The sequence below is a fragment of the Pseudomonas sp. PSPC2-3 genome, from assembly GCF_049898265.1.
Lineage (GTDB): Bacteria > Pseudomonadota > Gammaproteobacteria > Pseudomonadales > Pseudomonadaceae > Aquipseudomonas > Aquipseudomonas veronii.
The window spans coordinates 88,254-110,480 of the sequence record NZ_JAFCXJ010000015.1 but is presented as its reverse complement, the minus strand read 5'-3'; the positions used below and the strand labels follow the sequence as shown (position 1 = coordinate 110,480).

17 protein-coding genes, 4 tRNA genes and 1 pseudogene are annotated in these 22,227 nt (G+C 61.8%); 15 read left to right on the top strand and 7 right to left on the bottom strand.

What is annotated here, in order from left to right; translation table 11 throughout:
- Positions 1-33 precede the first annotated feature (33 nt).
- The gene (locus tag ACP7E3_RS29825; RefSeq protein ID WP_426125285.1) at positions 34-1,425 is read right to left on the bottom strand and encodes an aldehyde dehydrogenase family protein; all 1,392 of its coding nucleotides are present in this window, start codon (positions 1,423-1,425) and stop codon (positions 34-36) included.
- 103 nt (positions 1,426-1,528) lie between these two features.
- Here ACP7E3_RS29825 and ptrR point away from each other — a divergent pair, with 103 nt between their 5' ends.
- Positions 1,529-2,401, top strand: a complete 873-nt coding sequence (ptrR, locus tag ACP7E3_RS29820) for a putrescine utilization regulator PtrR (protein ID WP_046382626.1) — start codon at positions 1,529-1,531, stop codon at positions 2,399-2,401.
- 106 nt (positions 2,402-2,507) lie between these two features.
- Here the strand turns inward: ptrR and ACP7E3_RS29815 are convergent, their stop codons facing one another.
- Both ACP7E3_RS29815 and ACP7E3_RS29810 read right to left on the bottom strand, forming a co-directional pair.
- Complete coding sequence (locus ACP7E3_RS29815; RefSeq protein WP_017847720.1) at positions 2,508-2,717, bottom strand: hypothetical protein; 210 nt, start codon at positions 2,715-2,717, stop codon at positions 2,508-2,510.
- Positions 2,718-2,828: 111 nt separating this feature from the next.
- Positions 2,829-4,025: an amino acid aminotransferase gene (locus tag ACP7E3_RS29810; protein WP_169864876.1), complete on the bottom strand. Its 1,197-nt coding sequence runs from the start codon at positions 4,023-4,025 to the stop codon at positions 2,829-2,831.
- Positions 4,026-4,370: 345 nt separating this feature from the next.
- Between ACP7E3_RS29810 and uvrB the strand changes: the two genes are divergently transcribed.
- The 3 genes and pseudogenes from uvrB (at position 4,371) to ACP7E3_RS29795 (ending at position 6,927) form a co-directional block, all read left to right on the top strand.
- Positions 4,371-6,386: an excinuclease ABC subunit UvrB gene (gene uvrB / locus ACP7E3_RS29805; protein ID WP_017847718.1), complete on the top strand. Its 2,016-nt coding sequence runs from the start codon at positions 4,371-4,373 to the stop codon at positions 6,384-6,386.
- Positions 6,387-6,623: 237 nt separating this feature from the next.
- Positions 6,624-6,719: pseudogene (locus ACP7E3_RS29800) on the top strand (UvrB/UvrC motif-containing protein); the annotation flags it as partial.
- Positions 6,720-6,834: 115 nt separating this feature from the next.
- The gene (locus tag ACP7E3_RS29795; RefSeq protein WP_017847717.1) at positions 6,835-6,927 is read left to right on the top strand and encodes a UvrB/UvrC motif-containing protein; all 93 of its coding nucleotides are present in this window, start codon (positions 6,835-6,837) and stop codon (positions 6,925-6,927) included.
- 120 nt (positions 6,928-7,047) lie between these two features.
- Here the strand turns inward: ACP7E3_RS29795 and ACP7E3_RS29790 are convergent, their stop codons facing one another.
- Positions 7,048-8,538, bottom strand: a complete 1,491-nt coding sequence (locus tag ACP7E3_RS29790; protein ID WP_169850652.1) for an MDR family MFS transporter — start codon at positions 8,536-8,538, stop codon at positions 7,048-7,050.
- A 49-nt stretch (positions 8,539-8,587) separates the two neighbouring features.
- Positions 8,588-9,634, bottom strand: a complete 1,047-nt coding sequence (locus ACP7E3_RS29785) for an HlyD family secretion protein (RefSeq protein ID WP_017847715.1) — start codon at positions 9,632-9,634, stop codon at positions 8,588-8,590.
- 196 nt (positions 9,635-9,830) lie between these two features.
- Between ACP7E3_RS29785 and gltX the strand changes: the two genes are divergently transcribed.
- From gltX to ACP7E3_RS29740, 9 genes are all read left to right on the top strand, one after another.
- Positions 9,831-11,312 (top strand): glutamate--tRNA ligase, encoded by a 1,482-nt coding sequence (gltX, locus tag ACP7E3_RS29780; RefSeq protein WP_017847714.1) that lies wholly within the window; start codon positions 9,831-9,833, stop codon positions 11,310-11,312.
- A gap of 147 nt (positions 11,313-11,459) precedes the next feature.
- Positions 11,460-11,535, top strand: a tRNA-Ala gene (locus tag ACP7E3_RS29775).
- A 77-nt stretch (positions 11,536-11,612) separates the two neighbouring features.
- Positions 11,613-11,688, top strand: a tRNA-Glu gene (locus ACP7E3_RS29770).
- Positions 11,689-11,738: 50 nt separating this feature from the next.
- Positions 11,739-11,814, top strand: a tRNA-Ala gene (locus ACP7E3_RS29765).
- A gap of 78 nt (positions 11,815-11,892) precedes the next feature.
- Positions 11,893-11,968: transfer RNA gene (locus ACP7E3_RS29760), tRNA-Glu, on the top strand.
- A gap of 184 nt (positions 11,969-12,152) precedes the next feature.
- On the top strand, positions 12,153-12,692 hold the full coding sequence (locus tag ACP7E3_RS29755) for a TetR/AcrR family transcriptional regulator (RefSeq protein ID WP_046382629.1): 540 nt from the start codon (positions 12,153-12,155) through the stop codon (positions 12,690-12,692).
- 14 nt (positions 12,693-12,706) lie between these two features.
- Positions 12,707-13,540 carry an alpha/beta hydrolase gene (locus tag ACP7E3_RS29750; protein WP_057005688.1) on the top strand — a complete coding sequence of 278 codons (834 nt, stop codon included), beginning with the start codon at positions 12,707-12,709 and terminating at the stop codon, positions 13,538-13,540.
- 38 nt (positions 13,541-13,578) lie between these two features.
- Positions 13,579-14,013, top strand: a complete 435-nt coding sequence (locus ACP7E3_RS29745; protein WP_017847711.1) for an acyl-CoA thioesterase — start codon at positions 13,579-13,581, stop codon at positions 14,011-14,013.
- A 55-nt stretch (positions 14,014-14,068) separates the two neighbouring features.
- Entirely contained in the window at positions 14,069-15,034 is a 966-nt protein-coding gene (locus tag ACP7E3_RS29740; RefSeq protein WP_169864879.1) for a tRNA dihydrouridine synthase, read from the top strand.
- Positions 15,035-15,920: 886 nt separating this feature from the next.
- Here the strand turns inward: ACP7E3_RS29740 and ACP7E3_RS29735 are convergent.
- Complete coding sequence (locus ACP7E3_RS29735; RefSeq protein WP_426125279.1) at positions 15,921-16,319, bottom strand: hypothetical protein; 399 nt, start codon at positions 16,317-16,319, stop codon at positions 15,921-15,923.
- 290 nt (positions 16,320-16,609) lie between these two features.
- Here ACP7E3_RS29735 and ACP7E3_RS29730 point away from each other — a divergent pair, with 290 nt between their 5' ends.
- Positions 16,610-17,500 carry a hypothetical protein gene (locus ACP7E3_RS29730; protein WP_057005687.1) on the top strand — a complete coding sequence of 297 codons (891 nt, stop codon included), beginning with the start codon at positions 16,610-16,612 and terminating at the stop codon, positions 17,498-17,500.
- Between the two features lie 107 nt (positions 17,501-17,607).
- A complete protein-coding gene (locus ACP7E3_RS29725) occupies positions 17,608-18,888 on the top strand; it encodes a hypothetical protein (protein WP_057005686.1) in 1,281 nt (426 codons plus the stop codon).
- 3 nt (positions 18,889-18,891) lie between these two features.
- Here the strand turns inward: ACP7E3_RS29725 and ACP7E3_RS29720 are convergent, their stop codons facing one another.
- Entirely contained in the window at positions 18,892-22,170 is a 3,279-nt protein-coding gene (locus tag ACP7E3_RS29720; protein WP_046382633.1) for an EAL domain-containing protein, read from the bottom strand.
- Positions 22,171-22,227: the final 57 nt, after the last annotated feature.

The window sequence follows — 22,227 nt, the reverse complement described above, 5'->3', positions numbered from 1 at the left end:
ATCACGCTCCCTTGCCACAGGGGTTGCTGTGGATTATTTGCGATCCAGCCACACCGTCTGCGCATTGCAGAATTCCCGCACGCCAAAGTGCGACAACTCCCGCCCAAAGCCGCTTTTCTTCACGCCGCCAAACGCCACCCGCGGGTCGGACACGCTGAAGGCGTTGACGAAGATCCCGCCGGTTTCCAGCTGGTCGGCGATCTCGCGCGCTTTCGCCGAGTCGCGGGTGAAGATGCTCGCGGTCAGGCCGAACTCGCTGTCGTTGGCCAGGGCCACAGCGTGATTGGCGTCGCGGGCGCTGATGATGGAGGCGACGGGGCCGAACAGCTCTTGTTTGAACGAGGTCATCTGGTCGGTGACGTCGGCCAGTACGGTCGGTGCGTAGTAGTTGCCGGCGCCGGGCACTTTGTCGCCGCCCAGCAGCAGGGTCGCGCCTTCTGCCAGGGTCGCCTGGACCTGGCCGTGCAGTTCGTCGCGCAGGTCGAAGCGGGCCATCGGGCCGACGTAGGTGTGGGTCGAGGTCGGGTCGCCCATCACCAGTTGGCGGCTGGCTTCGACGAACTTGGCGGTGAAGGCGTCCACCACGCCGGCTTCGATGATCAGGCGCTTGGCCGCGGCGCAGACTTGGCCGCTGTTCTGGAAACGGCCGATCACCGCGGCCTGGACGGCGGCGTCGAGGTCGGCGTCGTTGAGCACGATGAACGGGTCGCAGCCGCCCAGTTCGAGCACGCATTTCTTCAGCGCGGCACCGGCCTGGGCGCCGATGGCCATACCGGCGCGCACGCTGCCGGTGAGGGTGACGGCGGCGATGCGTGGGTCGGCGATGGCTTTGGAAACGCCGTCCTGGGTCACGTTGAGCACTTCGAACAGGCCTTCGGCAAAGCCGGCTTTGTGGAACGCCGCTTTCATCAGGTAGGCGGTGCCCATCACGTTCGGTGCGTGTTTGAGCACGTAAGTGTTGCCGGCGAGCAGCGTCGGCACGGCGCCGCGCAGGACTTGCCAGACCGGGAAGTTCCACGGCATCACCGCGAGGATCGGGCCCAGCGGGCGGTATTCGATGTGCGCGCTGCCGTTGTCCACCAGCGTCGGTTCCGCGGCGAGCATGGCTGGACCGTGGGCGGCGTACCATTCGCTGAGTTGCGCACATTTCTCGATTTCGGCGCGGGCCTGGGTGATGGGTTTGCCCATTTCCAGGGTGATCATCTGCGCCATGGCTTCGGCTTGCTCACGCAGCACGCCGGCCAGGGCCTGCAACCGCTCTGCGCGCTGGCTGAGCGGCTGGCGGCGCCAGGTGCGGAAAGCGGCGGTCGCACGGTTGAGGGTGGCGTCCAGCTGGCTCTCGTTTTCATACGGGTAACTGCCGACCGTTTCGCCGGTGGCGGGGTTGATCGAGAGGGCGTGGGTCTGGTGAGCGATAGCGTTCATGGCACCGTCCTGCTGAAGGTTTGGATTGGAATCAGCGTAAGGGCCTATATCTTTTCTGGAAAGTGAATAATATTAAGCAATACGTTCACGATTGGAGAATGATTTGGACCTGGTGCAGCTGGAAATCTTCAAGGCCGTTGCCGAGCAAGGCAGCATCAGCGCCGCCGCGCAGTTGATTCATCGGGTGCCGTCCAACCTGACCACACGCATCAAGCAACTGGAGCAGGATCTTGGCGTGGCGCTGTTTATCCGCGAGAAGAGCCGCCTGCGTCTGTCCCCGGCCGGGTGGAATTTCCTCGGCTATGCGCGGCGTATTCTCGACCTGGTACAGGAAGCCCGTGCGACGGTGGCGGGGGAGGAGCCCCAGGGCGCGTTTGCCCTCGGTTCGCTGGAAAGCACCGCAGCGGTGCGTATTCCCGCACTGCTGGCGGCATATAACCAGAAGCACGCCAAGGTCGAGCTGGACCTGAGTACCGGGCCCTCGGGCACGATGATCGAAGGCGTGTTGTCGGGGCGTCTGGCGGCGGCATTCGTCGATGGACCGGTGTTGCATGCCACCCTGGAGGGCCTGGCGGTGTTCGAGGAGGAGATGGTGGTGATTGCACCGCTGCATCACGCGCCGATCACCCGCGGGCAGGATGTGAACGGGGAAAGCATCTATACCTTTCGCTCCAACTGTTCGTACCGCCACCACTTCGAGCGCTGGTTCGCACAGGACGGCGCGGTGCCGGGGCGGATTTTCGAGATGGAGTCTTACCACGGCATGCTTGCCTGCGTCAGCGCCGGGGCCGGCCTGGCGCTGATGCCGCGCAGCATGTTGGAAAGCATGCCGGGGTTTACCACGGTGAGTGTGTGGCCGCTGACGGACAGTTTCCGCGTCTTGCACACTTGGTTGATCTGGCGCCGCGGCACGGTGTCGCAGAGCCTGAACAGCTTCGTAAGGTTACTGGAGGAACGCGTCCTGGCAACCCCATAAACCAATGTAGGAGGGGGCTTGCCCGCGAAAGCGCTGGGTCAGCCAATACACCCATCACTGATACCCCGCGATCGGGAGCAAGGCCCCTCCCACCTTTCAATCATCATCAGCCGCCGAATTGCAGGGTACCCATCGCCAATTTGGCCATTATCGCTGTCGCACCCAATTGCACCAGCCACAGGGCCAACCCGCCGAGGAATACGCCGAGGGCCACTTGCAAGACCAGGCTTTTCTGGCGCTTGGCTTGCGGCGCGCGCGGGGTGAAGTGGTCCAGTTCGTCGCGGTCGGCACGCAGGTCCAGGTCGTCGTTTCTCATAGGGCTCTCACAGCAAAGGGGCAGTCGGGGTTCAGTCTAGGGGAGCAGGGCGTTTTCTGACAGGCATTAAAAAGGGAAGCCGTAGCTTCCCTTCGTTCAGCGTCGCCAGGTTTATAGAACCTGAACAATCGCCTTCGTTACCGCACCAATGTTCGATTGGTTCAGCGCGGCCACACAGATACGCCCGGTGTCCAGCGCGTAGATGCCAAACTCGGTGCGCAGACGGGTGACTTGCTCAACGGTGAGGCCGGAGTAGGAGAACATCCCACGCTGGCGACCGACGAAGCTGAAGTCGTGGCCCGGCGCAGCCTTGGCCAGTTCGGCGACCATCTGCTCGCGCATGCCACGGATGCGCAGGCGCATCTCCGCCAGCTCGGCTTCCCACTGGGCGCGCAGCTCAGGGTTGTTCAGCACTGCGGCCACGACCGCCGCGCCGTGGGTCGGCGGGTTGGAGTAGTTGGTGCGGATCACACGCTTGACCTGGGACAGGATGCGCGCGCTTTCTTCCTTGGATTCGCTGACGATCGACAGCGCGCCCACGCGTTCGCCGTACAGGGAGAACGACTTGGAGAACGAGCTCGATACAAAGAACGTCAGGCCCGATTCCGCGAACAGGCGCACCGCGGCGGCGTCTTCGTAAATGCCATCACCAAAACCCTGATAGGCCATGTCGAGGAATGGCACCAGGTTTTTCGCCTTGACCACGTCCAGAACTTGTTGCCAGTCGGCCGGGTTCAGGTCGACGCCGGTCGGGTTATGGCAGCAGGCGTGCAGCACCACGATCGATTGCGGCGGCAGGGCGTTGAGGTCGGCGAGCAGGCCAGCACGGTTCACGTCGTGGGTGGCGGCGTCGTAGTAGCGGTAGGTCTGCACCGGGAAGCCGGCTTTTTCGAACAGCGCCTGGTGGTTTTCCCAGCTTGGGTCGCTGATGGCAACCACGGCATTGGGCAGCAGTTGCTTGAGGAAGTCTGCACCGATCTTCAGCGCGCCGGTGCCGCCGACCGCTTGTGCGGTAATCACACGGCCAGCGCTCAGCAGCGGCGAGTCAGCGCCAAACAGCAGCTTTTGCACAGCCTGGTCGTAGGCCACGATCCCGTCGATCGGCAGGTAGCCACGGGCGGCGTGTTGCGCCACGCGAATGGCTTCCGCTTCGGCAACGGCACGCAAGAGTGGAATCTTCCCCTCCTCGTTGCAGTAAACGCCCACGCCAAGGTTGACCTTGGTGGTTCGTGTATCGGCGTTGAATGCTTCGTTGAGGCCCAGGATTGGATCGCGTGGTGCCATTTCGACAGCGGAGAACAGGCTCATTTTTGCGGCAGCTCTTTGGGGGAAAGGAGGGACGTGTCGCGCTCCAGCCGAATGCACTAGAGCGGTGCACAAACGGGGAGCTAGTATAGAGGCCATCACGGTCAAGGGCGACAACCGAAACGGCTTTTCGGCCAAGTTTTTCGGTTTATTTACCGACCGTCAGTCTTAATCCAACCTTGAGCGTAGACGGCAGGTCGGACGATTGCCTTGAAACCCGGCACATTCGTCACCACTTCTACAGCTATCATGGTTTTTTCCTGCAACCTGCGATGAAAATTCGCGGGTCGCTGAGCTTTTTTCGTCCTTGGTGGAGTGCAGCCGGGGGTGACTTGAAAGAGGTACGTTATGTCGGATTTCCAGCTCGTCACCCGCTTTGAACCCGCCGGCGATCAACCCGAAGCGATTCGCCAGATGGTCGAAGGCATCGAAGCGGGCTTGTCGCACCAGACGCTGCTCGGGGTGACCGGTTCGGGCAAGACGTTCAGCATCGCCAACGTGATCGCGCAGATCAACCGCCCGACCCTGGTACTGGCACCGAACAAAACCCTGGCCGCGCAGTTGTATGGCGAGTTCAAGGCGTTCTTCCCGAACAACGCGGTGGAGTACTTCGTTTCCTACTACGACTACTACCAGCCCGAAGCCTATGTGCCGTCCTCCGATACCTTTATCGAGAAGGACGCATCGATCAACGACCACATCGAGCAGATGCGTCTGTCAGCGACCAAGGCGCTGCTGGAGCGCAAGGACGCGATCATCGTCACCACGGTGTCGTGCATCTACGGTCTCGGCAGCCCGGAAACCTATCTGAAGATGGTGCTGCACGTCGACCGTGGCGACAAACTCGACCAGCGCGAACTGCTGCGTCGGCTGACGAGTTTGCAATACACGCGCAACGACATGGACTTCGCACGCGCCACCTTCCGCGTGCGCGGCGATGTGATCGACATCTACCCGGCGGAGTCCGACCTGGAAGCGATCCGCATCGAGTTGTTCGACGATGAAGTCGAGAGCCTGTCGGCGTTCGACCCGTTGACCGGCGAAGTGATCCGCAAACTGCCGCGTTTCACCTTCTACCCCAAAAGCCACTACGTCACGCCGCGCGAAACCCTGATGGGCGCCGTCGAGGGCATCAAGGTCGAGCTGGCCGAGCGCCTGGAATACCTGCGCGCCAACAACAAGCTGGTGGAAGCCCAGCGCCTGGAACAACGCACCCGTTTCGACCTGGAGATGATCCTGGAACTGGGTTACTGCAACGGCATCGAAAACTACTCGCGCTACCTCTCGGGCCGTGAATCCGGAGCGCCGCCGCCGACGCTCTACGACTACCTGCCGGACGACGCGCTGCTGGTGATCGACGAATCCCACGTCAGCGTGCCGCAAGTCGGCGCGATGTATAAGGGCGACCGTTCGCGCAAGGAAACCCTGGTGGAATACGGCTTCCGCCTGCCGTCGGCGCTGGACAACCGGCCGATGCGCTTCGACGAATGGGAACGCATCAGCCCGCAGACCATCTTCGTCTCGGCGACGCCCGGCAATTATGAGGCTGAGCATGCGGGGCGCGTGATCGAGCAACTGGTGCGCCCGACCGGCCTGGTCGACCCGCAGATCGAAATCCGCCCGGCGTTGACCCAGGTCGACGACCTGCTCTCGGAAATCAGCAAGCGCGTGGCCCTGGAAGAGCGGGTGCTGGTCACCACGCTGACCAAGCGCATGTCCGAAGACTTGACCGACTACCTGGCCGACCACGGCGTGCGCGTGCGCTACCTGCACTCGGACATCGACACCGTGGAGCGCGTGGAGATCATCCGCGACCTGCGCCTGGGCACCTTCGATGTGCTGGTGGGGATCAACCTGCTGCGCGAAGGCCTGGACATGCCGGAAGTGTCGCTGGTGGCGATTCTGGACGCGGACAAGGAGGGCTTCCTGCGCTCCGAGCGTTCGCTGATCCAGACCATCGGCCGTGCGGCGCGTAACCTCAATGGCCGGGCGATTCTCTACGCCGACCGCATCACCGGCTCCATGGAGCGGGCGATTGGCGAGACCGAGCGCCGTCGCGACAAGCAGATCGCCTTCAACCTGGCGAACGGCATCACGCCCAAGGGCGTGTTCAAGGACGTCGCCGATATCATGGAAGGCGCCACCGTGCCTGGCTCGCGCAGCAAGAAGCGCAAAGGCATGGCCAAGGCCGCTGAGGAAAGCGCCAAGTACGAAAACGAACTGCGCTCGCCGAGCGAGATCGCCAAACGTATCCGCCAGTTGGAAGAGAAAATGTACCAGCTGGCGCGGGATCTGGAGTTCGAAGCGGCGGCGCAAACCCGCGATGAAATCGGCAAGTTGCGTGAGCGCCTGTTGGCGGTTTGATCGGTGGTGGCGGTACTGGCCTCATCGGGGGCAAGCCCCCTCCCACATTTGACCGCATTTCAACGTTGGAACCCGATCAAGTGTGGGAGGGAGCTTGCTCCCGATAGGCGCGACACAGTCTCAATGACTCCCCCAGCCTCAAGCCCCGCCGGCAACGCCGTGCTCAACAAAATCACCAGCATGCCCAAGCTTGAAATGCCGTCAAATGTGGGAGGGAGCTTGCTCCCGATAGGCGCGAAAATGTACCAGCTGGCGCGGGATCTGGAGTTCGAAGCGGCGGCGCAAACCCGCGATGAAATCGGCAAGTTGCGCGAGCGTCTGTTGGCGGTTTGATTGGTAGTGGCGGTACTGGCCTCATCGGGGGCAAGCCCCCTCCCACATTTGACCGGGTTCCAACTTTGAAATGCCGTCAAATGTGGGAGGGAGCTTGCTCCCGATAGGCGCGAAAATGTACCAACTGGCGCGGGATCTGGAGTTCGAAGCGGCGGCGCAAACCCGCGATGAAATCGGCAAGTTGCGTGAGCGCCTGTTGGCGGTTTGATCGGTGGTGGCGGTACTGGCCTCATCGAGGGCAAGCCCCCTCCCACATTTGACCGCATTTCAACGTTGGAACCCGATCAAATGTGGGAGGGAGCTTGCTCCCGATAGGCGCGACACGGCCTCAATGACTCCCCCCAGCCTTAAGCCCCGCCGGCAACGTCTTGGTCAACAAGATCGCGAGCATGCTTACCCCCAACGCGAACCCCACGCAGTGAAACGCATCGTTGTAGGCCATGATCTGCGCCTGCTGGTGCGTAATCTCACTGAGTTTGCCCAGCGCCGCCGTCGGGTTGCCGAACTGTTCCGTCAGCGTCGCCAGCCGCTCCGCCACCTGCGGGTTGGTCGGCACGATCGCTTCGCGTAAATAATCGAAATAGGTCTTGGTGCGCGCATCCAGCAAGGTCGCCAGCAGCGCGATACCGATGGCGCCGCCGAGGTTGCGCAGGATGTTGAACAGGCTGGAAGCCGACCCGGCGTCCTGCGGCAGGATGTAGGCCGTGGCGATCAGCGAGATGGTCACCATGATCAACGGCTGCCCGAGGGCGCGGATGATCTGGATCTGGTTGAACTGGCTGCCGGCAAAGTCCGGGTTGAGTACCCCCGAGGAAAAACTCGCCAGGCCGAACAGCCCGAAGCCTACGGCGCACAGCCATTTGGGCGACACGTATTTCATCAGCTTGGGCACCAGCGGGATCAGGAACAGCTGCGGAATGCCCATCCACATGATCACTTCGCCGATCTGCAGCGCGTTGTAGTTCTGGATCTGCGCCAGGTACAACGGCAACAGATAGATCGAGCCATACAACCCGACACCCATCCCCAGGCTGGAAATACTCGACAGGCCGAAGTTGCGATTGGCCAGGATGCCAAGGTTGATCAGCGGGTTGGGTTTGGACAGCTGCACAATCACGAAGGTGATCAGGCTCAGCAGGGCGATGCTGCCCAGGCTGACGATCAGGTTCGACTCGAGCCAGTCCTTGCGGTGGCCTTCTTCCAGAAACACCTGCAAACAGCCCAAGCCGATGGCGAGGCTGACGATGCCGGCGTAGTCGGTGCTTTTGAGCAACTCCCAGTGGGGCGCCTTTTTTTCCAGGCCGTAGAGCAGCCCGGCGATCATCAGCAGCCCGGGCGGCACGTTGATGTAGAAGATGTATTCCCAGCCCCAGTTTTCCGTGAGCCAGCCGCCGATGGTCGGGCCGATGGACGGCGCGAAGGTGGCGGTCATGGCAAACATCGCCATGCCTTTGGCGCGGTGGTGCTCGGGCAGCTTGATCAGGGTCAGGGTGAACGCCAGCGGGATCAGCGCGCCGCCGGTAAACCCCTGCAGGGCGCGGAACACGATCATGCTTTCCAGGCTCCAGGCCATGGAGCACATCAGCGAGGCGATCAGGAACCCCACCGACACCCACACCGCCAGGCGCCGTGCCGAGAGCAACTGCACCAGCCAGGCGGTGAGGGGGATCATGATGATTTCGGCCACAAGGTAGGAGGTGGAAATCCACGAGCCTTCTTCCAGGGTGGCCGACAGCGCGCCCTGGATGTCCTTGAGGGACGAGTTGGTGATCTGGATGTCGAGCACCGCCATGAAGGCGCCGAGCATCACGCTCATCACCGCGATCCAGTCGCGCCGGGTCGGTTCGCCGACCGGGCGCAGCAGTTGATCACCGGCCATCAGGCTGATCTTTGATGTTCACTTTGACCGTAACGGACATGCCGGGGCGGATCTTGCCCTTCAGCGGGTTATCCGCAGCAAACGTAAGTTTCACCGGAATCCGTTGTACGACTTTGGTGAAGTTGCCGGTGGCATTGTCCGGCGGCAATAGGCTGAACTGCGCCCCGGAGGCCGCGAACAGGCTGTCGACCCGCGCCTCGATCGGCGTATCGCCGTAAGCATCGAACGTCAGCTCGGCCTTTTGCCCAGGCTGCATGTGGCCGATCTGGGTTTCCTTGAAGTTGGCCTGAATCCAGATGTCCTGGTCGGGGACGATCGACAGCAGGTAGGCACCGGCCTGTACGTATTGGCCGTTGCGCGCGGCGCGTTGGCCGACCAGGCCGCTGATGGGCGCGTGGATTTCGCTGCGGGTCAGGTTCAGCTCGGCCTGGGCCAGGTCGGTTCTGGCGTTGGCGATCAGCGCGTCGAGGCGCTTGATCTCGGCATTCAGCGCGTTGACCTGCTGGCGCTGCCCCTGCAGGTCGGCCTGGGCCATGGCCACTTGGGAGCGGGCGATATGGTTGTCGGCGGAGAGGGTGGTCACCCGTTCTTCCGAGACGTAGCCGGGTTTGCGCAGGGTTTGGGCGCGGGACAGGTCGATCTGCGAGCGGCCCAGGCTGGCCTGGCTGGACGCGACTTTGGCTTCGCCGGCGGCGATCAGGCTGGCTTGCTGGGTCAACTTGCTCTGCGCCTGGGTGCGCTCGGCTTCGCGCATGGCGAGGGCGGCGTTGGCGCGGTCCACGGCGAGGTGGAAGTCGTCGTCTTCAAGCCTCACCAGCAACTGGCCTTGTTGCACGTGCTCGTTGTCGCCCACCAGCACCTCGACAATCCGCGCGCCGAGCTGGCTGGAGACACGGGTGATCTCACCCTGCACGTAGGCGTTGTCGGTGCTTTCGTAGAAGCGGCCCCTGAAGAACCAGTGGGCGAAGAAACCCAGGGCGATCAGGCTCACGATCAATACGAAGATAAGCAGGCGGCGTTTCAGTGGGGCAGGCATGGGCGCGGAGTCTGTAACAAGAGGTAATGGAATATAACCAGCCAGCCAGCTGGCAAATAGCTATGGCGAGTCTCCAGGCTCAAACTTGGCCTATATGCCATGCTCGGTACGGAGGACGCTGGAGCCTAAGTGCCCATGGCTGTTACCATTCGCCCCTTGTTTCAATTTCAGTTATATCGCCCATTCGAGACCAGCCATGACCACCGTCCGCACGCGCATCGCGCCATCGCCTACCGGGGACCCCCACGTCGGCACTGCCTACATCGCCTTGTTCAACTACTGCTTTGCCAAGCAGCACGGCGGTGAATTCATCCTGCGGATCGAAGACACCGATCAACTGCGTTCGACCCGCGAGTCCGAACAGCAGATTTTCGATGCCCTGCGCTGGTTGGGCATCACCTGGTCGGAAGGCCCGGACGTCGGCGGCCCGCACGGCCCGTATCGCCAGAGCGAGCGCAGCGACATCTACAAGCAGTACACCCAGCAGTTGGTCGACATGGGCCATGCGTTCCCCTGCTTCTGCACCGCCGAAGAACTGGACCAGATGCGCGCCGAACAACAGGCCCGTGGCGAAACCCCGCGCTACGACGGCCGTGCGCTGCTGCTGTCGAAAGAAGAAGTGGCCGCGCGCCTGGCCGCCGGCGAGCCCCATGTGATCCGCATGAAGGTGCCGAGCGAAGGCGTGTGCGTGGTGCCGGACATGTTGCGCGGCGACGTCGAGATCCCGTGGGACCGCATGGACATGCAAGTTCTGATGAAGACCGACGGCCTGCCGACGTACTTCCTGGCCAACGTGGTCGATGACCACCTGATGGGCATCACCCATGTGCTGCGCGGGGAAGAATGGCTGCCCTCGGCGCCGAAGCTGATCCTGCTCTACGAGTACTTCGGCTGGGAACAACCGCAGCTGTGCTACATGCCGCTGCTGCGCAACCCGGACAAGAGCAAGCTGTCCAAGCGCAAGAACCCGACCTCGGTGACCTTCTACGAGCGCATGGGCTTCATGCCCGAAGCGATGCTCAACTACCTGGGCCGCATGGGTTGGTCGATGCCGGACGAGCGCGAGAAGTTCTCGCTGCAGGAAATGGTCGATAACTTCGACCTGTCCCGCGTGTCGCTGGGCGGACCGATCTTCGATATCGAGAAGCTGTCGTGGCTCAATGGCCAGTGGCTGCGTGACCTGCCGGTGGAAGAGTTCGCCAGCCGCGTGCAGCAGTGGGCGTTGAACCCCGAGTACATGATGAAGATCGCGCCGCTGGTGCAGGGCAGGGTGGAGACGTTCAGCCAGGTCGCACCGTTGGCCAGTTTCTTCTTCGCCGGTGGCGTGAACCCGGACGTCAAACTGTTTGAGTCGAAGAAACTCTCCGCCGATCAGGTGCGCCAGTTGATGCAACTGATCCTATGGAAGCTCGAAAGCCTGCGCCAGTGGGAGAAGGACGCTATCACCGCGACGATCCAGGCCGTGGTCGAATCCCTCGAGCTGAAATTGCGCGATGCCATGCCGTTGATGTTTGCCGCGATCACCGGGCAGGCCAGTTCGGTGTCGGTACTCGACGCGATGGAAATTCTCGGCCCGGACCTTACGCGTTTCCGTCTGCGCCAAGCCCTTGATTTGCTTGGTGGTGTGTCGAAGAAAGAAAACAAAGAGTGGGAGAAGCTGCTGGGCGCGATCGCCTGAGTCAGCACTTGTGGCGGCCAAACCCCGGTTTTTCGGGGTTTGGTTGGTAAGTGATTGTTATCCCGGCAAAAAATTTTGGAAATTGTTGAAAATAAATTTGACACGTTCCCAAAGCGCCATTAAGATTCGCCCCGTCCTCACCGATGAGGGGCTATAGCTCAGCTGGGAGAGCGCTTGCATGGCATGCAAGAGGTCAACGGTTCGATCCCGTTTAGCTCCACCAATTTACAGGTTCAAGGTCTGGCCACACCGTCCTTGAATCGATCAGGCCTAGCTTGATCAGGTTGTACAGAAGGTTTTGTCCCCTTCGTCTAGTGGCCTAGGACACCGCCCTTTCACGGCGGTAACAGGGGTTCGAGTCCCCTAGGGGACGCCAGTTTCAACAAGCAGTTCGCAAGGTCTGCTGCGCCGCGAGGCGAAAAATCCGGGGCTATAGCTCAGCTGGGAGAGCGCTTGCATGGCATGCAAGAGGTCAACGGTTCGATCCCGTTTAGCTCCACCAATTTACAGGTTCAAGGTTTTGGCCACGCCGCCCTTGGATCGATCAGTCTCAGCCTGATCAGTTGTATAGAAGGTTTGTGTCCCCTTCGTCTAGTGGCCTAGGACACCGCCCTTTCACGGCGGTAACAGGGGTTCGAGTCCCCTAGGGGACGCCACGATTACCCGCTCTGCGGGATTTTTAAGGGTCATTCAATTATTGAATGGCCCTTTTGTTTGTCTGGCGTTTGGCCAATTCTCCCTTCCCTTGCCCCTCCGGGCTTCTGACCAATGGTCGTGCCGCTCGCTTGCGAAATATTATTATGACTATAATATTTAACCCATGAGAGTCGGAGGCACACGATGAGCGATAAAAAAGCGCAAACCCGCGAACGTATCCTGCAGGCCGCTAGCGCCGCGTTGGTCCAGCGTGGCCCGGCCGAGCCGAGCGTTGGCGAGGTCATGGGGGCGGCGGGGCTGACTGTCGGCGGCTTCTACGCGCACTTTGAAAGCAAAGATGCGCTGATGCTGGAAGCCTTCAGCCAATTGCTGGCCCAGCGCCGTGCATCGATCGACGACATGGATGCCCAACTCACCGGCGAAGAGCGCCGTGCCCTGGTTGCGGCGTTCTACCTGTCGCGCAAGCACCGCGACTCCACGGCCAAGGCTTGCCCGATTCCGGCAACCGTGGGCGAGATGGGCCGCCTGCCGGACGCCTTTCGCGATGTCCTCAACGAACATGTGGAACTGATGGCCGCACAACTGGCCGCCAGCCCGGAAGACACTGACAAGGCCCTGGCGGACATGGCCTTGATGGTCGGTGGGCTGGCATTGGCGCGTGCCCTGGGGCCGGGTGAATTGTCCGATCGTGTGTTGCGTGCCGCCAAGTCGGCCATACGTTAAGAGGGGTTATAAAAATGGGCGCATTGACCTGGATTCGTGGCGTCAACGGCACCTTGGGGCGCCTGGCGCCGCACACGGTGGCCAACAGCATGCGGCGGGTCTTCATGACCCCGCGGGATCTGCCGCCGCGGGATTGGGAGTTGCCGCTGCTGGCGCACGCCGAGCGCGTCACCTTGCGTTTCGGCCTGTCGGCGTTGCGCTGGGGCCAGGGCCCGGCGGTGCTGCTGATGCACGGTTGGGAAGGCCGGCCCACCCAGTTCGCCAGCCTGATCACTGCGCTGGTGCAGAACGGCTATTCGGTATTCGCCCTCGATGGCCCGGCCCATGGCCGTTCGCCGGGGCGTGAAGCCCACGTACTGCTGTTTGCCCGCGCGATGCTTGAAGCGGCGGCCGAGCTGCCGCCGTTGCATGCGGTGGTCGGCCACTCCATGGGCGGCGCCAGTGCGATGCTGGCGGTGCAATTGGGGCTGCGTACCGAAGCGCTGGTGAGCATTGCCGCGCCGTCGCGCTTCCTTGATGTGCTCGGCGGGTTTGCCGGGATGGTCGGTTTGCCGTCGCGGGCGCGCTCAGCGTTTATCCAGGAAGTCGAGCTGACCCTGGGCATGCCGCTCAAGCACTTGGACGTGGCCCATTACCAGATGGACCTCCCCGGCCTGATCGTGCATGCCGAAGACGATACCTTCGTGCCGGTCAGCGCTTCCCAGGTTATCCACGACGCCTGGTTCGACAGTCGCCTGTTGCGCCTGGAGCAGGGCGGGCACCAGCGCGTGCTGGCCGATCCGCGGGTGGTCGAGGCGGTGCTGGCGCTGCTGGCGGGCAGCTGTTTACAGGCGCGCCAAACTGCCTGATACACTGCCCTGCCGACATCAATCGACAGGAGCAAGGCATGGGCTGGGATTTGGCAACGCCGTTTATCATCGATCTGCAGGTCGTCGCTGAGGACATCGACGGCCTGGGGCACGCCAATAACGCGGTGTACGTGTCCTGGCTGGAGCGTTGCGCCTGGCGCCATTCCCAGCGCCTGGGGCTGGACCTCACCGAGTACCGGCGACTGGACCGAGCCATGGCCGTGGTGCGCCATGAGATCGACTACCTGGCGGCCGCCTATGAAGGCGACGAGCTGCAACTGGCGACCTGGATCGTCGACTGGGACCAGCGCCTGAAAATGACCCGGCGTTTCCAGCTGGTACGCCCTCGCGACGGCGCGACCCTGCTGCGCGCACAAACCACCTTTGTCTGCATCGAACTGTCCAGCGGCAAGCCCAAGCGCATGCCGGCGGAGTTTCTCGACGGCTACGGCGCCGCCCTGACAGGGGGTTAACGGTCGCGGCGGGAAACCCAGTAAACTGCGCCACGATTTTTGTTGAGTGTTTTCCATGCAAATTGCTTTGGCGCCCATGGAGGGGTTGGTCGACAACATCCTGCGGGACGTGTTGACCCGCGTGGGCGGTATTGACTGGTGCGTGACCGAGTTCATCCGTGTCAACGACCGCCTGCTTACCCCGGCCTATTTCCACAAGCTCGCCCCCGAACTGCTGCACGGTGCCCACACCGCCGCTGGCGTGCCGCTGCGTGTGCAGTTGCTCGGTTCCGACCCGGTGTGCCTGGCAGAGAACGCGGCCCTGGCCTGCGAGTTGGGCTCCGAGGTGATCGACCTGAATTTCGGCTGCCCGGCCAAGACCGTCAACAAGTCCCGTGGCGGCGCGGTGCTGCTCAAGGAGCCGGAGCTGCTCAACCGCATCGTTGAGCATGTGCGTCGCGCAGTGCCGGCGCATATCCCGGTGACCGCCAAGATGCGCCTGGGCTTCGACAGCCCGGATGGCGCGCTGGTATGCGCGACGGCGCTGGCCGAGGGCGGCGCGGCGCATATCGTCGTGCATGCGCGGACCAAGACCGATGGCTACAAACCGCCGGCTCACTGGGAGTGGATTCCACGCGTGCAGGATGTGGTCAAGGTGCCAGTGTTCGCCAATGGCGATATCTGGAGCGTCGAAGACTGGAAGCGTTGCCGCGAAGTCAGCGGCGCCGAAGACATCATGCTGGGTCGCGGGCTGGTTGCGCGTCCGGATCTTGCGCGGCAGATCGCGGCGGCACGCGCCGGCGAAGACGTCGTGGCAATGACCTGGGCGCAGATGCAGCCGATGCTCCAGGATTTCTGGACCCAGTCGGTGGCCCAACTGACCGAACGCCAGGCGCCCGGCCGGCTGAAGCAGTGGTTGGCGATGCTGACGCGCAATTACCCGGAGGCCGTCGAGCTGTTCACCGCCATGCGTCGGGAGACGGATTTGGAGCAGGTGAGCCGGTTGTTGGGGATGGCCCTTCCTGCCGCGTCTGAGGGGTGACCCGTCGCGCTTGAATGCGCCGCTCGTTTGTTTGAAGAAAATGCCCCGTATCGAAAGATGCGGGGCATTTTGCGTTTTTGCGCGAGGAAGTCGGGGCGAAATAACACAGCCGGATGCCGTGCAGGTTTTGGGGTTGTGTCGGTAAGTTGCCCCGAGGGTGGTTTATTAGCGTGTGTGTCCAGTCGGATCTGGCTAAGGCTACTTGGTTTGCGGTCTTTTAAAAATTAACAGGGGGAAAAGTCCGAAAGTTTGATTTGGTTTCCTTATATGAGTCGCGATTTCTGGAACTCGATAGCCTCGTATTCCACGAAAGTATCGACTGTGAAGCAGCAAGGGTTGTTTCCAGTCGATAAAAAACTCTCGCCTGCCCCGCTGATTAACCGAGCCGGGCCGTGCCAATAAGGAACTTACTGATGTCGCTATCGATTAATCATTCACCTTTGTTCAACGGCGATACAACATCCATGGAGCGGTTGTCGCCATCCATGTCGAAAACCTTCACGCAAACCGGCACATTGGGGGCCAATACGACTGTGGCTCACCCTGGCGTGCCTCGTGACCCTTTCAAGGTTTCGAACAGCAACATGACAATCGAGACAGGCGGGCTTGCACGCTTGCTTGACATGCTGGAGCAGGTTGTCAAAACCGTGCGTGAGATGTTTTCGGGGCGGAACATGGTGTCCGGCATGTTGCCTGGGGCGGATAGAACGCCCGCCATTCCAGTGGATGCAAGCAAGCTGCCGGAGAAGCCTGGACACCTCGCATTGACGGCTGATCGGCGAGGCCAGCCGGCTCTTCCGGTGTCACCCCACATGCATCAATCCGCTGCCTCCGTGATCAAGGATGCCGACAATCAGGTGCAAGTGAACGTTAACGTCGGTCATTGTCATTGCCCCGATACGAAGGCGCTGAGCGGCGAAACGAAACCGAATGCGGCAGCGGTTTTACCTCGCGTCATGCCGATGCCGGAAGCCGCTCGCAAGGTTGAAGTGGTGCCTGTGCACACGCCTACGCACACGCACACGCCTGCGCCTACGCCCATGCCTACGCACACGCCTACGCCTACGCCTACGCCCATGCCCATGCCTACGCACACGCACACGCACACGCCTGCGCCTACGCCTACGCCCATGCCTACGCACACGCACACGCCTGCGCCTACGCCCACGCCTACGCCTACGCACAAGCACACACCTACGCCGGAGGTCATGCCGGCACCCAAGCCGGGTGTGCATGCGCTTGAGGTCAAGCCGCGACCGGCCACCCCGGAAGTACCGGCGATCACGCCACAACCACAGCCACAGCCACAACCACAACCAGATACGCCTACCCCGGATATAACCAGTCCCGGCCCGGCTGAACCTCAATCTGATATGCGCGACTGGCGGACCAGCCGCCGGCCTGCATTCAGAGCCTGACGTCAGCAACTTCCTTTATACGTATTGAACTGGATGTGCACTTCTTTGGGGCTGATGTTCCGGGAAGTGCCTGCAAGTGGAGGCCCGTATGTCATGTTGTTCAATTAATAATATTGCGCGTGTTGTGGATGTTCGTCAGGTACTTCCTGTCGATTCCATGAAAGCAAAAAATGAACAGTTTGCGCAATTAAGCGGTTTCTTGAGTGTGCCGTCTCCGGCGAGCCAGGGGGTACTGGAGCACGTGCGGGAAAACACTCATGGCGTGGCGAATAATTCAGAGCCGCTCGATAAGTTAATGACGCTGTTTACTTCGTTTTTGACTCAGCTGATTAACTTGGTCTCTGATAACAAAGAGAAGCCGCTGCCGGGAATATCCCCATCGCGGCCGGAGGTCACTACGCCTGTGGTGCCTGCGCCTGCGCCGCCAAAACCCGAGCCTGCGGCGATGATCGCGGGCCTTTCGAAGAAGCGCAACGGCGCGAAGCCCGACAATATCTGGAGCGGCTTTCGCCAAGGGCCGGATGGCAACTGCGTGACGGTATCGGCCATCAAGGCGGCGATGTACCAGTTTGGCCAAAGCCCTACGGATATTTTCAAGGAGGTGAAAAAAACCGAGCGTGGTTATCACGTGGTCATGCGCGATGACGTAACTGTCAACCTGACGGACCGGGAGCTCGCCGAAGGTGCGCGTGGGGCAAAATTTGTCGGGGCTGACAAAGAGATGCTCAAAGACGCGCAATTTCTTTTCGCGATCAGCGCCAAGCGTGCCCAGGACGAAAACAACGATGGCAGGGCGGCACGCAGTTTCGGTGCGGCGATCCGCAGCCTGAATGATGGCGAGGATGAGCGAGGGCCGGGGGAGGGGTTGAAGCGGCTGGGGCTGAGCAAGCACATGAAGAGGGTCCCCGTGCGTGAACTCGCCAAGGGGCAGTTGGGCATGTGCAATCGGGCCCGGCATTCGGTGGCGGTCATCAACGGTCGCGAAGAGCTATGGGGGCGACAGGGAAAAGCGCCCACGCACGGCGATGCCATAGCTCTGGTGCCATAGCCCTATTGGTGAATCCGTTGAATTGAAGGGCTGCGAACGGGGCAGTCAGCCCAAACCTGGCTGCCCGTTCGGCTGCTTATTTTTTACAAGCGTCAGGAACCCAGTGCATGTATATCTCCACAGCTAGCCGTTCGATGATCGAAACGGCCCAGCAGCGCGGGGCTTCTCCCGTATTTCCGGTGAAACCCGCAGGTGAAAGGCCGGCTGATATCGCTTCGGCATTCCACACGAGCGAGCGGCGCTTCGGCGAGAGTTTTGATTGCAGCAGCCACGCGGCGGTGATCAAGTTGATGATGATGACGTTCGGTCAGCGCCCAGCCGCGATGTTTAACGAGTTGCTGCCCTCGGGCGATGGGTACGACGTCACGATGAAGGATGAATTCAAGCTGCACCTGTCCCGCCAGGAGTTGCAGCAGGCGTCGCAGGCTTCCCGCTTCACGGGGGCGGACAGCGGCGTGGTAAAGGATGCCAATTTCATGTTTGCCGCCTTTGTCAAACGCAAGCAACTGACCGGGGGCTATGCCACGTTCGAAGCCGCCTTGGCGAAGACGCTCGAGGGCGAGACCACCCAGCGTTGTCTGCAAGGCATGGGGGTGTTCGGCCTGTCGCAGTTCGTCCCGGTGAGCGATATGGCGGGCAAGGGCGCGGTAGGGGTGCTGGAGACCCATAACCGCGGGTCGGCGCTGGTGCGTGAGGGGGTCAGGCATGATGGCGGGACACCACGAACGGCTGATCGGGGCTATGGGTATGTCTTGTTCGATGATCAACTGCCGCCGCCGAGCAATCGCGGCGCCGCCCCTGTGGTCGCGAGCGTCCGGCCCGCGGACATCTGGAGCGGGTTTTACCAGGGGGTCGAAGGCAATTGCGTCACGGTCTCGGCGATCAAGGCGGCGATGATCCGGTTCGGGCAAGACCCGAGGGCGATCTATAAGCAGGTTCAAATCACGCCGACGGGGTTTGACGTGGTCATGCGAGATGCCTTCCGGTTGCAACTGACCCACGAGGAAGTGCGCCAGGCTGCCGCCGAGTCGAACTTTCATGGCAATAATCGACAGTTGCTGAATGCCGCGCACTTTTTGTACGCAGTCAGTGCCAAGCGCGCGCAGATCGAGAACAACGATTTTCGTGCCCGCCAGAGTTACACGACGGCTCTGCAAACCCTCAACGATGGCGAGTACCCTGGCGAAGCGCTGCGCCGCCTGGGGTTGTTTGGCTACGTGCGTGAAAGCACGGTCGCAGAGTTGGCCAACGGGGCGATCGGCACCCTGGCAGACAACTGGCATTCGGTGGCGGTGATCGATGGGGCGCTGGATTTCTATGGAAAAAAGCAGGACCTGGCCTCATCGCGCTGGATGAGTTCGGGGTTCCGGGCCCTGAAGCTGGTCTGAGCCTCAATCCAGCAAGAGCCTGAACCCTTCTATCGGTAAGGGCCGGCTGTGCAAATAGCCCTGGAACAAGTGGCAGCCCAGCTTTTGCAGGAACGCCAGTTGCTCCGGGGTTTCGACGCCTTCGGCGATCACTTCCAGGTTCAAGCTGCGCGCCATGGCCACAATGGCGCGGATGATTTCGGCGTCGTTGGGGTCGTGGGTGGCATCGCGCACGAATGACTGGTCGATCTTCAGCGCATCCACCGGCAAGCGCTTGAGGTAGGTGAGCGATGAGTAACCGGTGCCGAAGTCGTCCATCGCAAAACTCACACCGAGTTTTTTCAGTCGACGCATTTTGCTGATGGTGTCATCCAGGTTCTGGATCACGATGCCTTCAGTGATTTCCAGTTTCAGCAGGCAGTAAGGCAGTGAATGCCGCTTGAGGCTGTGCTCGACCCGTTCGACAAAGTCGTTCTGGCGGAACTGCCGGGGGCTGATGTTCACGCACAGGCTGAAATTCAGCGGGTCCACCTTGCCTTCTTTGATCAATTGCTCGAAGGCGGCGCACGCTTCATCGAGTATCCAGGTGCCGACTTCGAGGATCAGGCCGCTGTCTTCCAGCACCTTGATGAATTCGGACGGCGCTTGCGCGCCCAGTTGCGGATGCTGCCAGCGCACCAGGGCCTCGGCGCCGACGATCTTATTGCCGCGCGCGTCCACCTGGGGTTGGTAATGCACGCTGAATTCGCCGCGTGACAGGGCCAGGCGCAGGTCGGTTTCCATGCGCAGGCGTTCGCTGGCGGTTTTCTGCATGCTGTTGTGGAACATCTGCGTGGCGTTGCGCCCCGAATCCTTGGCGCGGTACAGCGCGATGTCGGCACGTTTGAGCAGGTCGGCCGGGGTCGAGCCATGATCGGGGATCAGCGCCACACCGATGCTCGGCGTGACTTGCAGGCGTTGGCCGTCGAGGAACATCGGTTCGGAGAGCAATTCACGCAGGGTGTCGGCCAGTTCCTGAACCTGGGCGCTGACTTCGGTGCGCGTGCCATCCAGGCCGCTGAGCAGCACCACGAACTCATCGCCGCCCAGGCGCGCCACGGTATCTTCCATACGCACGCTGGCTTCGAGGCGCGCGGTGACGATTTTCAGCACGGTGTCGCCCACCGGGTGGCCGAGGGAATCATTGATGTGCTTGAAGTGGTCGAGGTCGAGAAACAGCAATGCACCGCGCAGGTTATGGCGCTTGAGCAGGGCGATCTGCTGGCTCAGGCGGTCCATCAGCAGTGCGCGGTTGGGCAGGTTAGTCAGCGGGTCGTGGTAGGCCAGGTGGCGGATCTGCGCCTGGGCGTTTTTCAACAGGCTCACATCCCGCGCGGTCAGCAACAGGCAAGGGGTTTCGTTGAGGGTGATCGGCTCGACTGAAACCTCCACCGCCAGCACATCGCCGCGCTTGTTGTGCCAGAGCATTTCCAAATGGCGGATACGGCCTTTGAGTTGCAGTTCGGCCAGCAGCACCGCGCGCTGGTTTTCATCGGCCCAGATGCCGACCTGGTACAGCGTCAGGCCGATGACATCTTCGGCACGAAAACCGGTCAAGCGGCAGAACCCGTCGTTCACCTCCACATAGCGGCCGGTGTCGTGTTCGGTAATGGAAATCGCGTCGGGGCTGGAATGGAAGGCTTTGGCGAATTTTTCTTCGCTGGCCTTCAGCGCGGCCTCGGAGCGTTGCTGCTGGGTAATGTCGCGCAGGGTGGTGACGATGCACGGCTGGTCGCCGACCTTGATCATCCGGCTGGAAATCACGCAGGTCAGGGCCTGGCCGCTTTTGTGGTGCGCGATGATGGCCACGTTGTTCAGCGCCTGGTCGCGAATCACCTGTTCGATGCGTTGCAGGCGCTGGCTCGACTCGTCCCACAAGCCGATCTGTTCGGCGCTCATGTTGATCACTTCGGCGGCCGTCCAGCCAAAGGTCTGGGTGAACGCGGGGTTGATCTCGATGAACTCGCCGTTGTCCAGGCGGGTGACGCAGATCGGGTCGGGGCTGGCCTGGAACAGGCTGGCGAATTTTTCTTCGGAGGCGCTCAGGCGTTGTTCGCGCTCGACCTGGTCGGTGATGTCCAGCAGGGTGCCGGCCATGCGCAGTGGCGCGCCTTTTTCGTCGCGGTACAGGCGTGCGCGGCTTTCCAGGTAGCGCGGGCTGCCGTCTTCCAGTTGTACACGGTAAGTCAGCTGATAGTTGCCGGCCGGGCCTTCGCGCAGGGTGCGATAGGCGTTGCGCATATTCTCGCGCTCTTCCTTGGGCATGCCCTCGAAAAACGCCTCGAACGATTCATGGAACGCTTCCGCCGGCAGGCCGTGCAGTTGGGCGGCGCGGGCCGAGCCGTAGAGCATGCCGGTGGGAATGTGCCAGTCCCAGGTGCCCAATTGCGCGGAGTCCAGGGCCAGGTCCAGGCGCTCCTGGCTGTCTTTCAAGGCTTGCTCGGCGTTTTTGCGCTCGGTGGTGTCGAGAAAGGTGCTGATCAGGTAGGCCTCGCCGTCCAGCTCGACCTTCTGCGCGCAGAGCGTGCCATCGTGGATCTGCCCGTTGCTGGCACAGAATTGCACTTCCATGGTGATGGGTTCGCCCTTGCGCTGGGTGGCCCTGACCAACTGCGCACGCTGTTCAGGGTGGAGCCACAGGCCGAGGTCCAGGGTGGTGCGACCGATGGCGTCGGCGACCGGCCAGCCGAAGAGGATCTGGAAATACTGGTTGGCTTCGCTGATCAAGCCGTCGGACTGGCGGGTGAGCAGGACCATGTTCGGGCACAAGTGAAACAGCGTGGCGAAGCGCTTTTCGGAGTGGCTGAGGGCGTGTTCCCGTTCGCGCTGGCGGGTGGTCTCGCGGATCACGCCGATCATGCGGCGCCGGCCGGTTTTGTCCGGCGCCAGGCTGCCGTTGATTTCCAGCCAGTGCTGGCTGCCATCCGGCCACTGGATGTGGTGGTGCATGGCCTGCTCGAACGGCTCGCCGGCCAGCACCGCGTGAAACGCGCGTATCACCCGGGCGCGGTCTTGCGGCGCGAGCAGGTCCAGGTACTCCAGATCCTTGGGCAACGGTTGGCGCGGGTCGAAGCCGAACAGCGCCTGGGTGCCCCGCGACCAACTGATACGCCCGGTATCGATTTCCCAGCACCATGCACCCAGCCGTGCAGCGTTAAGCGCTGCCAGCAGTTGCGGGGCGCTGTCCCAGCTTTGTTCCGCCTCTTCAGGGTCCAGGGCGTAAATGCGGGGCAGGGGTGGCATAGGGTCGACGGGATTGCGCATTATCAAAAAGCCTTGGCTCGATGGGCGTTCGGCGCGGTTTTATTCAGGCCTTGAGGC